At 49.1% G+C, this 13,808-nt stretch carries 12 protein-coding genes; 11 read left to right on the top strand and 1 reads right to left on the bottom strand.

Translation table 11 applies throughout. The features are described from left to right. Position 1 precedes the first annotated feature (1 nt). From KTH90_RS07845 to KTH90_RS07815, 7 genes are all read left to right on the top strand, one after another. On the top strand, positions 2–325 hold the full coding sequence (locus KTH90_RS07845; RefSeq protein ID WP_238726594.1) for an L-rhamnose mutarotase: 324 nt from the start codon (positions 2–4) through the stop codon (positions 323–325). A gap of 14 nt (positions 326–339) precedes the next feature. Further along, entirely contained in the window at positions 340–1,125 is a 786-nt protein-coding gene (locus tag KTH90_RS07840; RefSeq protein WP_238726593.1) for an amidohydrolase family protein, read from the top strand. Between the two features lie 55 nt (positions 1,126–1,180). Beyond that, a complete protein-coding gene (locus KTH90_RS07835; RefSeq protein WP_238726592.1) occupies positions 1,181–2,020 on the top strand; it encodes an amidohydrolase family protein in 840 nt (279 codons plus the stop codon). Continuing rightward, positions 2,021–3,070 (top strand): sugar ABC transporter substrate-binding protein, encoded by a 1,050-nt coding sequence (locus KTH90_RS07830; protein WP_238726591.1) that lies wholly within the window; start codon positions 2,021–2,023, stop codon positions 3,068–3,070. It begins immediately after the preceding gene. 123 nt (positions 3,071–3,193) lie between these two features. Continuing rightward, entirely contained in the window at positions 3,194–4,699 is a 1,506-nt protein-coding gene (locus KTH90_RS07825) for a sugar ABC transporter ATP-binding protein (protein WP_238726590.1), read from the top strand. Positions 4,700–4,710: 11 nt separating this feature from the next. Further along, positions 4,711–5,685, top strand: a complete 975-nt coding sequence (locus tag KTH90_RS07820; RefSeq protein WP_238726589.1) for an ABC transporter permease — start codon at positions 4,711–4,713, stop codon at positions 5,683–5,685. A gap of 12 nt (positions 5,686–5,697) precedes the next feature. Further along, positions 5,698–6,639 carry an ABC transporter permease gene (locus tag KTH90_RS07815; protein ID WP_238726588.1) on the top strand — a complete coding sequence of 314 codons (942 nt, stop codon included), beginning with the start codon at positions 5,698–5,700 and terminating at the stop codon, positions 6,637–6,639. Between the two features lie 95 nt (positions 6,640–6,734). Here KTH90_RS07815 and KTH90_RS07810 read toward each other — a convergent pair whose 3' ends face one another. Continuing rightward, complete coding sequence (locus KTH90_RS07810) at positions 6,735–7,880, bottom strand: GntR family transcriptional regulator (RefSeq protein WP_238726587.1); 1,146 nt, start codon at positions 7,878–7,880, stop codon at positions 6,735–6,737. Between the two features lie 223 nt (positions 7,881–8,103). Between KTH90_RS07810 and KTH90_RS07805 the strand changes: the two genes are divergently transcribed. The 4 genes from KTH90_RS07805 (at position 8,104) to KTH90_RS07790 (ending at position 13,650) form a co-directional block, all read left to right on the top strand. Then, a complete protein-coding gene (locus KTH90_RS07805; RefSeq protein ID WP_238726586.1) occupies positions 8,104–9,012 on the top strand; it encodes a carbohydrate ABC transporter permease in 909 nt (302 codons plus the stop codon). Then, the gene (locus tag KTH90_RS07800; RefSeq protein WP_238726585.1) at positions 9,009–9,854 is read left to right on the top strand and encodes a carbohydrate ABC transporter permease; all 846 of its coding nucleotides are present in this window, start codon (positions 9,009–9,011) and stop codon (positions 9,852–9,854) included. Before KTH90_RS07805 ends, KTH90_RS07800 begins: the two co-directional genes overlap by 4 nt. Positions 9,855–10,116: 262 nt before the next feature. After that, positions 10,117–11,571 (top strand): ABC transporter substrate-binding protein, encoded by a 1,455-nt coding sequence (locus KTH90_RS07795; RefSeq protein ID WP_238726584.1) that lies wholly within the window; start codon positions 10,117–10,119, stop codon positions 11,569–11,571. 21 nt (positions 11,572–11,592) lie between these two features. Next, positions 11,593–13,650 carry an RICIN domain-containing protein gene (locus KTH90_RS07790; protein ID WP_238726583.1) on the top strand — a complete coding sequence of 686 codons (2,058 nt, stop codon included), beginning with the start codon at positions 11,593–11,595 and terminating at the stop codon, positions 13,648–13,650. Positions 13,651–13,808: the final 158 nt, after the last annotated feature.

Raw genomic sequence — 13,808 nt, 5'->3', positions numbered from 1 at the left:
GATGATTCGTATAGGCAGGGCGGCCCGTTTAAAACCGGACGGCCTGGAAGGATATCAGAGACTGCACACCGCTATCTGGCCGCAGATAAAGGAAGTGCTGAAAAAAGCCGGGATTCGGAACTATTCCATATTTTGCGCGGATGGCCTGCTGTTCTCCTACTACGAAGTGGAGGAGAGGAATCTTGGGCAGATAGAAAAAATGTGGGCCGAGAACCAAATCTGCGCGGAATGGGAAGCGGAAGCGGACAGATTTCGGGAACCTTGGAATCCGCAGACTTCACAGGATATCTGGAAGGATATGGAGCCGGTATTTTATCTTGAATAAAGGAGTGAGACGGTATGAGAGTAATAGACTGCAGTGCCATGATCGGTTATGGAGTTGTGAATCATACGGTTGTGAACCATGAAGGATTCACGCTGGTCGAGCGGGTGGCGGAGGCGAGGGACGCCGGGGAGATGATTGCGTATATGGATTACTGCGGAATCGAGAGCGCAATCGTGGGGCATCAGGCCATGATCGATGTAACCCCCACCTATGGAAATCAAAAGCTTGTGAAAGAGACGGCGAAATGTCCCGAAAGACTGATCCCTTCCTGGACGATACTGCCGCCCGCCACAGACGAGGAATTTGAACCTGAGAAATTGTTCCAGGCTATGCAGGAACATCAGGTGAAGGCTCTGCGGGCATATCCCACGACGCAGCGATATTTCCTGGAACGGATTACCATGGATGAACTGTTAACCGAACTCCAGATGCGGAAGATTCCGTTATTCCTGACACCGTCGGAGGGCTATGAACATATATACCGTCTTCTGGAACAGTACCCCCGGATGAGAGTGATCATCCACAACTACGGCCCATGGAGTCCGGACCGATTCTGGTTCCCGCTGCTTCGGGCTTATCAGGACGTATACTTTGAGACCGGGGATTATGAGACGGACGGCGGACTGGAACGGATGATCGGCCGATTCGGCAGCGGACGATTTGTATACGGAAGCGATTTCCCTACGAATAATATCGGAGGATCGCTGGCAGTGCTGCGTTCCCTGGAAATATCTTCCTCTTCACGCGAAGAAATCGCACATGGTAATATAGAACGTCTGATAAGCGAGGCAAAAGCTTGAACAACCGGTTTCAGCAAACCTATCTGTGCAGGGAAACGCACACATGGAGGCATATATGAAAAATAGATCTACTTTGGCAGAAGAATTTATGGAAAATGGATGTCTGAGCAGTGTCCCGATCATCGATACCCACACGCATATGGGTGGTTTCTATGGCAGCAGCCTTCCAAGACAAGAACTCCGGGAGATGCTCGGCACTATGGAACAGAAGAATGTTGAATTTATTATATCGGCGCCAAACAGCGCACTGTTTGATCCAATTGCGGGAAATCAGGAGATAGAGGAGGCGATGAAAAGCCATCCGGATAAAATCAGGGGATACTTTGTCTTTAATCCCAATTATCCGGCCACCCTGGATCAGATCGAGCGGGCGTTTCAGGAAAATAAGGGCTATGTGGGATTTAAGATTTTGCCGGATTACCACAAAACCAGGCTGGACAGCGAAGGCTATGAGCTTTTGCTTCAATATGCAGATGACCACGGTCTGCTGGTACTGTCCCACACCTGGGGGACCGCTATGGACGGCCGGTCCTACAGCTCCATCGATGCCATCCGCAATGTGACAGAGCGGTACCGGAATCTAAAATTCCTGATGGGACATTCCGCCCAGGGGGAATGCGATGAGGCCATCAAACTGGCGGCAAGTCAGGAAAATGTGTATCTGGAACTGACAGATACCTATCGTCTGAACGGTATGATAGAGAAAATGTGCAGTCATGCCGGCTCGGAAAAAGTCCTGTTCGGAACGGATCTGCCCTGGTATAATCCGGCGTACTGCCTGGGCTGCATCCTGTTTGCACATATTTCGGATGAGGAAAAGAAAAATATAATACGCAATAACATCGTCCGGTTATTGACGAAAACAGACCGGAATAAAAAAGGAGGAAGAAAGTAAATGAAAAAGCTATTTGCATTGTTATTATCTCTGGTTATGGTAAGTAGTATGGCAGCCGGCTGCGGCGCAAAAAAGGATGAAGGCGCCCAGGCAGACGCTGAGACAACCAAGCAGACGGAGGACGGCTCCGGCCAGACAGCTCCTGCTGACGGTACTGCGGAAGATAAGCCGGCGGAGGGAGCGGCAACAGATGGGCAGACTGCCGCCGGTGGAGAAGTGAAGATTGCATTCCTGGTGTTGGAAGCCAACGACTGGACGCAGAAATATCTGGAGGATGCGAAAGCAGCATGTCAGGAATACGGTTATGAGTACCTGGAGTTCAACTGTAAAGGGGATCCGCAGACTCAGGTGGACCAGATCCAGACCTGTATCTCCCAGGGCGTTACCGGAATTCAGATTCAGGCTTCACAGAATGCGTCCGTGGCGCCGGCGCTTAAGAAAGCTGCGGATCAGGGGATTATCATTACCAGTCTGTTCAATATGGAACCGGAACTTCAGATGGACGACGTTTTGTACTATGTGGTTTACGGACAGTATGACGCCGGCCGTCTGGTAGGCGAGGAGATCATAAAACATGCGGATTCTGGAAAAGCCGGGATCATCGGCGGAACACCGGGTGCGGATAACAGCATGCAGCGCAAGCAGGGATTCAAAGATGCAGTGGATGGAAAACTGGAGATCGTAGCTGAGATTGATGCCAGCTGGGACCGGGCCAAAGCCCAGACGGCAGCCGAGGATATGATTACAGCCAACCCGGATTTGAAAGTGATCTTCCCCATCGATGACGGAATGGCGGTCGGAGTTCTGGAGGCTGTGAAGGCCGCCGGCAAAGAGGGAGAGATCCTGATCGGTTCCATCAATGGAGATCCGGTTGGCGTAGAGATGGTGGAAGGCGATGAGATCGTCTGCACCGTAGCAGTCGGAACAAAATGGTACGCCGATAAGGCCTGCGAGGTGGTAAAGCAGGTGCTGAACGGAGAAACTGTGGAGCGGACCCAGGTATATGTACCGGAAGTCATCACCAAGGATAATGTGGCCGACTACAAATAGTATCCGGTTCCTGGCCATTGTCACGGATCATATGACGGCATGACAAAGTTGGGTCAGGCAAAATAGAAGAGCAGGGTGCTGTAAGGCCGGGGACGGTTGCCTTAAGAGTTACAGCACCCTGACATGGGAAGGGTGGGAAGCAAGGTGGAGGACTATGTTCTTCAATTACATAATATTTCAAAAAGCTTTCCGGGTGTGAAGGCTCTGGATGAAGTATCTTTTGCCGTGAAACGGGGAAGCGTACACGCGCTGGTGGGAGAAAACGGCGCCGGAAAGTCTACCCTGATGAAGATTCTGTATGGAAATTACAAAGCCGACCAGGGGGAGATCGAGATAGACGGCAGACCGGCGGTGATCGATCATCCGCTGAAGGCGCAGGAGCTGGGGCTTTCCATTATATTTCAGGAACTGAATCTGATCGAGAGCTTAAGTATTGCGGAAAATATCTATCTGGGCAGGATGAAGCAATTTAAAAGGCACGGTATGATCTCGTGGCCCCGGGTGTATGAGGAGGCGCGGGAAGCTCTGAAAAAGGTGGGTTCAGGACTTGAGGTATCCATGAAAGTGGAACGGCTGAGTGTGGCGGAGAAGCAGATGGTGGAGATTGCCAAAGCGCTGACCTTTAACGCCAAGGTAATCCTGATGGATGAGCCGTCCGCCACTTTGACGGAAAAGGAGCAGGAAATATTGTATCGGGTCATTGCCGATCTGAAAGCAGAGGGGGTCACGGTAGTTTATATCTCTCACCGCATGGAGGAGATTTTCAGAATCTGTGATACGGTAACGATCATCCGGGATGGTAAAATCGTGGATACGGATGAGATCGCGCACCTGAATAATGAGACCATCATCAAAAAGATGGTGGGGAGAGAGATGAAAAACATCTATCCAAAGATCCATCACAATCCGGGACCTGAGGTGCTCAAAGTGGAGCAGATAAGCCGGAAAGGAATCGCCCGGGACGTCAGTTTTTCGGTACATGCCGGGGAGATTCTGGGCATCGCCGGGCTGGTAGGCGCGGGACGGACCGAAGTGTGCAGAATGATATTCGGTGCGGACTATCGGGACTCGGGCAAAATCTATATGGATCAAAATGAGATATCGGTGAATTCCCCCAAAGATGCGATCCGCAACGGGATCGCTTATCTCACGGAGGACCGTAAGAAGGACGGCGTGATCTTAAGCTTTAGTGTGGCAATGAATATTACCATGACAAACCTTCGAAAGAGCAGCGGACGGTTTCTGCTGAACAGAAAAAAAGAAGATCAGAATATTTCGGAATTAATTGATCAATTTCATATTAAAACGCCCTCTCCCAGACAGAAGGTCATGAATTTAAGCGGAGGGAACCAACAGAAAATTATTGTATCCAAGTGGTTAAATACGGATGCAAAGGTGTTCATATTCGATGAACCCACGCGGGGGATCGATGTGGGTTCTAAATTCGAGATCTATCAGATTATGAATCAGATCATCGAACAGGGGAAAAGCATTCTGCTGATCTCTTCAGACCTGCCTGAAATACTGGCATTATCCAATCGTGTCATCGTCATGCGTGAGGGACAAATTTCCGGAGAACTCAGGAATGATCAGATCACCTCCGAAAATGTACTCCGGCTTGCAATATAGGGGGGAAAAGAATGAATGATAAAACCGGAAACGGACGAAACGTGTTATCTGCGGTACTATCCTGGATCAGGGAAAATATAAACCTGTTTATACTGTTACTCATGATCCTGATCGGGACCTGTGCGTCACAACAATTCTTAACCTCTCAAAATATTTTGAATTTTATCCGACAGATCAGTATTAACGGGATCATGGCGGCAGGAGTCACTTTTGTATTACTGGCCGGAGGATTTGACCTGTCCATCGGCAGTATCCTGGGTGTGTGCGGCTGCCTGGCGATTGGGCTGCAGGGAAGCGGCGTCCCCCTGTGGGCTGCGCTGGTCTGTTCGATTCTGGCCGGCTGTCTGCTGGGACTCCTTAACGGAATCTTATTAAAGGTCACCCGGGGAGGCTTAAGCGAGACCTTCCTCATCACCCTGGGTACCTCCCTTGTAGCCCAGTATATCGCGCTGACCTATACAAAGGGAAATAATCTGTACTCGCAGCGGGGCACGGCTTTCTCCTTCATCGGTCAGGGAAATGTGGCGGGAATTCCCTTTGCCACGATTCTGATGATCCTGATCATGATTCTTTTGCAGTTCATCCTGGTAAAAACCAGATATGGGCGGATGATCTTTCTGACCGGGGGGAACAAAGAGACGGCCTTCCTGTCCGGCGTTCCCGTATTGCTGGTAAAAATCACCACCTTTATGATCGCCGGAGCCTGCGCTGCCACAGCCGGGATCGTGACAGCCTCCCGAACCACCTCCGCCTCCTATACAATGGGAAACGGCGCGGACTTTGACGCCTGTATCGCGGCTCTGATCGGCGGCAATATACTTGGCGGCGGTAAAGGCGGTATGGTACAGACCCTGATCGGTGTGTGTATCTTCGGACTAATCACCAATATCCTGAATCTGTCCGGTATCAATTCCGTACTGCAGATGGTGATCAAGGGGCTTGTGTTACTGTTGGCGGTCGCACTGGACGGACTCAAGAAAAAGTAGGGGGGAGAGACAATGAAAAGCATAAGCTCTGTTGTGAAAAATCAAAAAATTCTCTTTATTTCCCTGGTATTTGCGGCTTTTCTGGCATTGATCAATGAGTCCTTCTGGACCCAGAACAATATCTTCGGCCTGCTCATCCAGCTTCCGGCTTCCGGCATGGCGGCCCTGGGCTTGGCGCTCTCTCTGATCTGCGGGGAATTGAATATTTCCATGGGATCTATGATGGCGTTCTCAGGCGTGTTCTGTGCGATGCTTATCCCTCATGTCGGCTTTGGACCGGCTGTGCTTCTGACGCTGTTGGCCAGCGCTATCCTGGGGGCCGTTACAGGGGGAGTGGTTTCTTTTCTGAAGATCGATTCCTTTGTGGTAACCCTGGCCATGATGATCCTGGTCCGGGGAATCGCCCTGGCCCTGTGTAACCAGACGCCTGTGGTGGTGACCGATCCCCTGGCGATCGATCTGGGAATGCGAACCATCGGGCCGATACCGGTCATAACGATTCTTTTTCTGATCTTTATTCTGGTTTTCGAATTTCTGTTGAAATATACCGTTTTCGGAAGAAATCTATATGCCGTGGGCGGTTCCCAGGTGATCGCCAAAAGCACAGGGACGAATGTGAAATTTTACATATTTATTATTTTCGTTATATTCGCGGTATTATCCGCCGTGGGCGGAATATTCCTGATGGCGCGTCTGAATACCGGCAGCCCTATAATAGCCGACGATGGGCCGCTGACGGTTATCCCCATGGTCATCTTAGGCGGTACCGCCCTGTCGGGAGGAAAAGGCAGCGCTCTGAATACGCTGGGCGGCGTACTCTTTATGAGCCTTTTGATGAACGCCATGAACTTATATAATATTACACTCAACTATCAACTCCTTATTAAGGGAGTCATCCTACTTATTATGGTAGTATGGGATAAATACATGGAGAATCGAAATAAAAAAGTATAAAAAATTCTTTTTTGGGGAGGTGGCCGAATCGTTCGGCCACCTATTTTTTACTATTGATCATATACACTGCGAAAAACCGGAAGGGCAGACAGTGCTCAAGTCGAAAAAGGCCCTTGATTTAAGACATAGAGCATATGATAAGGCACGTCCCCGGAGTCCGCCTTGCTGATGTCGATAAACTCCGTCGCCACTTTTATCTGAGCGTTATCCGGATTGCCCTCTATCTTTGACAGTAGCAGATCTACGGCCCTTCTGGCTATGGCTTCTTCGTTCTGAACAATATAGGATACTCCGGGAACATAAGGCTGATCAAAGGAAATCAGCTCAAGGTCCTCGGGTATTCTCTTGCCGATGCTCTTCAGAGCGTAATAGGTGGTTTGGGCCATCTCCGCATTGATACAGATCGCGGCTGAAATCTCCGGATGCCCGGCATAAAAATTCTTAATGTAATCAAACGCATAAGCGGTCTCGTTGATATCAAAATCCAGAATACACCAATTACTCTTATTAATCAGTATATTATGTTCCAGCAGAAAATTCTCATATCCTGAGATCCGTTCCTCCACAGCAGAATTTGTAACTTTTGGAGAAATGATCGAGATGTTTTTATGTCCAGCTTTGATGAGATGGGAGGTAGCGGCGTAGACGCCGGTATAATTATCGGATGTGACGCTGCTCACCGGTATGCTCTTTAAGCTTCGGTCCACCAGGACCAGCGGGAATTTTTCCAGACTCAGCCGAAGGATCGCTTCATTATACATCTCGTCGATGGCTGGAAAAATGATGAGCCCCTTTACCCCCTCTGCCCGCATGGAATGGATAGAGAATGCTTCGTCTGTGATAGATTCACGGGTGATATGAAAGAGCAGCTGATAACTCTCAGCCGACACGAATTTTTCTATATAATTCAACAATTTTTGGGATACCTTTGTAACCATGGCGGGCATCAACAGACCGACCAGTCCCTTCTGGGCTGCCTGAAAGCAGGGCTGTGCGGATAGGGACGGAGACGTTGTCTTCGTTGGATTATTGGCTACAAAGGTTCCTTTCCCCTGTATTCTTATTAAGTATCCCTCATCGACCAAACCATTCAGAGCATTTTTGGCTGTGATCTGACTCACAAAATATTTGCGGGAATAGTCCATCTCTGAGGGAAGCCTGTCGCCGGGAGTAAGCGAACCGAAGGCGATCTGCTGCTTGATATCTTCCTGTATCTGTTTGTATAAAGGCATTTTTTTCATTCGACATCATCCCCTAAACTTAGTATAGTTAGTATAACAGTAAAAAAATGAAAAGTCTATAATAATATAAAGAAAATACGAAAAACTGCGGAATACTAGGCTTTAAGCGGAAAAACAAATTATGAAATTATACTAAATTCAGTATATAAAATATATATAACTTATGTTATTCTTTTGATACAAGCTAAAGCGTTTAAACTACAATTCAAGGGGGGCGGGAAAGTTGAAACGTCGTTGGAAGACTATCGTTCATTACGCGGATAAAAAAGCACATCTTATTTTTGTAGCACCCGCGGGTATATTTTTACTTTTATTTTCGGTAGCTCCGCTTCTGTATTCTTTTGGAATCAGTTTGACAAATTATAATCTGTATTTTGCGCAGAGCGAAGCCAAATTTGTAGGGTTAAAAAATTATGTAAAAATCATCCAGGATGAGGCGTTCCGTCAGGCTGTCGGGTGGACATTCACCTTCGCGGTGGCCGTGGTGGTGCTGGATGTAGCGATCGGAATGCTGCTGGCGCAGATTCTGACCAGCAGGGTCTTCGAAAAAAGGGCGGGCATCCTCAAAACGATCATGATTATCCCCATGATGATTGCGCCGACTGTCATAGGCACGATCTGGGGTCTTATGTTCACTCCGAATTACGGGGTGATCAATAATATCCTGAATCTGCTGGGAATTCAAAGTGTAAACTGGACGACCACAGTGATGCCGGCAAAACTCGCGATCATATTTGTGGAGATGTGGGGCTCCATACCGTTCTGCCTTTTGATTTTTATGGGTGCGCTTAAAACGGTACCACAGGAATTATATGAGGCGGCACTGATCGACGGCGCGAAAAAGGTCACCATCTTTTTCCGTATCACGATCCCGCATATCCGGAACTTTATCGCCATGGTTGTTACGGTACGTGTTATGGACAGCCTGAGGGCATTCGATGTCATATATACCCTGACATCCGGTGGGCCGGGTACCTCTACGGAGACCATCGGTACGACGATCTATAAGACGGCTATTACATATTCGAAAGTGGGGCAGGGATCTGCCGGAGCATTTCTGTTTTTGATCGTGATCGCGGTGATCTCGTTCGCGCTGATGCGTATTTTGGAGAGGAGGGACGATGAGGTATGAATAAATATCGTGCAAAAAAAATGTTCTGGACCGGTATGGCGATTCTTGTGGCGGCTATCTTTACCCTCTACTTCCTGTTTCCCATATACTGGACCTTTACGACCTCCATTAAAGAGAGATCGCAGATCTTTCAGCTGCCTCCCGCTTGGATACCCACCAAGATTACCATGCAGTACTACGTGGATATATTCACCAACACCAACGTGGGGAGATATTTTCTAAATAGCATGTTCATTGCCTGTCTGGCAGTCGCCGGCACGATGTTTCTGGCTTTGCCGGCAGCGTTTGGTCTGTCGATCTTCCGCTTCCGGGGCAAAAAACTGATCAGTGACGGCATTATCACCATCCGTATGGTGCCGGCCCTGCTGTTTACGATCCCGTACTTTGTGATATTTCTAAAAGTCGGGCTGACGGATAAGCTGACGGGTATCGCTCTGTGTCATATTGCGGTGAACCTGCCGTTTGCCATATGGCTGTTTATCAATTACTTCAAGGAACTGCCGGCTACCATCTATGAGGCGGCGCTGATCGATGGCTGCAATAACTTCAGCCTTTTCTCAAAGGTGGCGGTCAAACTGGTAACACCCGGTATCGTGACAGTGGGGATCCTGGTATTCATTAACTCCTGGAATGAGTTCAGCATGGCGCTGACAATGGTGTTCAGTGATGAGAAAAAGACGCTGCCCATTGCCATATCCAGTATGATTCAATATAACACCGATATCCCCTATGGCACATTGTCGGCAATCGGTATGATCGTGATGATTCCGGCTATATTGACCTCACTGTTTGCGCAGAAATTTATTGTGGATGGTATTACGGCCGGTGCTGTAAAAGGATAACGGCTGGTAAAGGTTTTTGGCTCCAAGATAGAACAAAGAAGGTATAACAGAAGGATAGAACAGAAAAGATTGTTGCAGGAAAATATCCTGTTTCAATAAAGCTTGTGATTCCGGAAAGCATAAGAAATGATCCTATCATGTCTGCAGCATGATATCACGGTAAAAACGTATGCACAGCATGCGGATGCGCGTTTAGGCACAGATCCGATGTCGACATTGCAACTGATCTTAATAATGAATGAAGTGTAAAGGAGATAGGTACATGAAAAAGCTGATGGTGTATTCCCTTATTTTATCCATGATTCTGGCAGTGACCGGCTGTGGAAGCAAGTCACAGGAGACACAGGAGACACAGACACAGGAGAGCAACCCGCCTGCCGCCGTGCAGGAAGAGAAGCAGAACGCGGACTTTGAGGCTCCGACCATATTGGGTCTGACACTCGATAATCTGACACTGGACGGGACTCTGGTAGGGAAATACGAGGGGAAGAAAATTACGATTGCCACCTGCGAAGGGGATTTTGCGACCGCATTGGAAAATCAAGTGAAGACGTTTGAGGTGATTACCGGGGCAGAGGTAGTTGTGAATACATTTCCAGGTGAGAGTTATATGGAAAAGATACAGATGGACTTAAATGCGGGGGGCAGCTTTGACGCCATCCTGATGCCCATCGCCAATATACACGGATATGCCACCACGGGACTCGTTGCGGACATGACCGGGATGATGGAGGACTGGGCCAGTGAAAATTATGATCCGGACGATTTCCTGACCGGATTATATGACACCTATGCCCGCTATGATAATAAAATCGTAGCTTTGCCCTACAAACCGGATGTGATTATGAATTTCTACCGGACCGACCTGTTTGAGGATCAGGAGCTGCAGGCGAAGTTCAAGGAGCAGTATGGCTATGACCTGACTGCACCGGGCGATTCTACGACTTTGGATCAGTATCTTGACATCTGCAAGTTTTTTACAAAGAAATTTAACCCGGATTCTCCCACGACCTATGGATATTGCGCGAATGCAGGTGCTATGAATCTTCGCTGGATCTGGCAGAACCGTCTCTGCGCCTATGGCGGGGATATCGTAAATGACAGTTTTGAGGCGGATTTTAATAACCAGGCCGGCGTGGACGCCATGAATTATATGCTGCAGCTGGCTGAGTGCGCTCCGGAAAACTGGGAAGAATTTGACTGGGAGTCTTCCAATGCCATGTTCTGCTCCGGTGACGCCGCTATGATGGAACAGTGGCCCGGAATGTATAATACCGCCCAGTCGGAAGGGTCTGCGGTAAAGGATAAAGTCGGCGCTTCTGTCACTGCCGGGGGTGCGCCTGTTCTGGGGGGATGGGCACTGGCTATATCGGCTAAATCCGCCAACCAGGAGCTGGCATTCAAGTTCTGTGAATTCTGTACCTCCAAAGACGGGGAAATCTTAAAAGTTGAGAATACGATGGATCCGTGCCGCACTTCCAATTATGAGAAGCCGGAGATCGCAGAATATAACCCGTTATATCCGGTCTTACTGGAGTGCCTGGATAAAGGAGCTTCCATTGCCGATGTAGATGTGCCGATTGTCACCAGTGAGCTGAACAACGTGCTGGAACTGGGTTGCCACTATGTATTGACGAAAGAGAAGACACCGGAGGATTCCCTGAAGTGGATGGCGGATCAATTCGAGGAGACGATATCGGACGCTGGGCTTAAGTAAGCGGATTGGGGGAAGGGTAGAATGAAAAAAAGACACTTGGGGGTTCTTTCAGGAATCATCACGATGCTCCTGGCACTGTCGGTCATCACGGGGCAGCCTACGACGGCGGAAGGAGCGCAGGCATCTGACACGCCGATGATCACTTGGGAAGAGCCGGTATTAGTCCATAATATTATGCCATTTACAGACGCAGGCCCGGACGCCAGAGGTGAGAGACCGGGAAACTTCGGATCTCAATTTCCGCGCATGATCACCAATGGGAATACATGGCTGGCAGCCTATACCATATACAGAAATAATGGTTATCTGGCGGATCCGGCGGGCGGCAATGAATTACAGATCGCTAAGAGCGGGGATGGCGGACAAAACTGGAACATTATTGCTACGATCACAGATCCGGGAAGAGATCTGGACAATGCGCAGCTGCTGCAGTTGGAAAACGGAGATATTCTTCTGGCCTGCCGTTCGGTGATCTGGCATCAGTCTTATAAACTGGATGTGTACAAAAGTTCAGATCAGGGCTATCACTGGTCCTATCTGAGTACGATCGACGAGATAAGCGGAGCTCCCGGAGAGCTTGCGAACCCGGACCGGGGAGTCTACGAGCCTTATATGGTACAGCTGGACGCAGATACGATAGGGGTTATGTATGCCAGTGAGAAATACGCGGTGTCATCACCGGCCTATTCCCAGATCCTGGCCATGAAGACCTCCAATACAGCCGGACAGACATGGGGTGAGGAGATATGGACGGTGTACGATACCGAGCATGAGAACGCCCGCCCCGGTATGCCAGTCTGGACAAAAATGCAGAACGGCAAATATATATTAGTATATGAAATAGTGGGAACCACGGATGTGGATGTCTTCTATAAAATCTCGGAGGACGGAATCAACTGGCCGGCTGGAATGGGAAGTCAGATCCCGGGTCAAAAAGGGGCGCCTTTCGTCTTAGCCTTAAGCTCCGGGGAACTGGTGGTTACTTCCAACACACATAAGATATCGGTCAGCCGGGATGAAGGAACGACCTGGAATTTGGAGAGTAACGCCCCCTTTGGTTCTCTGTTCGGAGACGCTGATAATCTATGGCCTGCCTTATATCAAACGGGGAGCGATCAGATCGTTTGTATCACTTCCGCCGGAAGGTCGGGTTCCGGTTACACGGACAGCGGACATAATATCCAGCTGAGAAGGGGTTATCTGAATCCACCGTCTCCGGGGCTGGACGGCGGCTGCTATAAGCTGAAGCCGAAACATACGGATAAGTATCTGGACTTGGACGCAGGATCGGGGGAGGAAGGAGCCAATATTCAGATCTGGGATGAAAATTGGGAGTCTCCTCAGGAGTGGATCTTTGAAGCAGTCGGAAATGATTCCTATAAGATCGTATCGGCCCATACGGGTAAGGTATTGACCGTGGATGGGTCAACGGCCGGTTCCAATGTGATGCAGGCGTCGTGGACGGATTCGGAGTCACAGCGTTGGAGATTCGAATCGCTGGGCGATGGATATTACCGGATTCGATCCGGGTCTACAGATCTGTGCTTGGACGTGGATAGCGGAAAAAGTGAGGCAGGGAGTAATGTACAGGTCTGGACTCAGAACGGACTGGAGCCCCAGTGTTGGCAGATCGAAGCAGTCTCTGGTATCAAAACAAATACACCCTATGTGTTTCTGGCAAAACACAGCGGAAAGGCTGTGGAGGTAAAGGACGGCTTAACGGAACCGGGAGCCAATGTTCAGCAATGGGAAAGTAACGGCGGTTCCTGGCAGCAGTGGGAGCTTCTCATGGATACGGATGGGTATTATTCGGTAAAAAATGTAAACAGTTCGCTGTGCCTGGATGTCAGCGAAGGTTCCATATTAAACGGCGCCAATATTCAGCAATGGACCCCGAATGGGTTAAATCCCCAGAAGTGGACCGTGCTCAGCCGGGGAAAAGGCTATTATACCATAATAGCCAAGAATTCCGGAAAGTGTCTGGATATCGATGCCGGGCGGGTGGAAAACGGCGCTAATATCCAGCAGTGGGAATTTAATGGGCTGGATCCCCAGTGTTTTAAAATTATAGTAAAATAGTGTATATTCTCCGCCCGGATGTCCATTCCGGGTGGAGACTGTCTGCAGAGAAAACTTAGCGTGAATGCCGACAAGAGGTAAAACAGCCGGCATATAGGGAAGATCCATGAACAAGAAATAAAATTAGGACTATGAGCAAGAAGTATAACAGTGAGCAA

This window comes from Diplocloster modestus, from assembly GCF_019042245.1.
Taxonomy (GTDB): Bacteria; Bacillota; Clostridia; order Lachnospirales; family Lachnospiraceae; genus Diplocloster; species Diplocloster modestus.
Note: the sequence above shows the minus strand (reverse complement) of the source record. Positions and strands in the feature narration are given on the sequence as shown.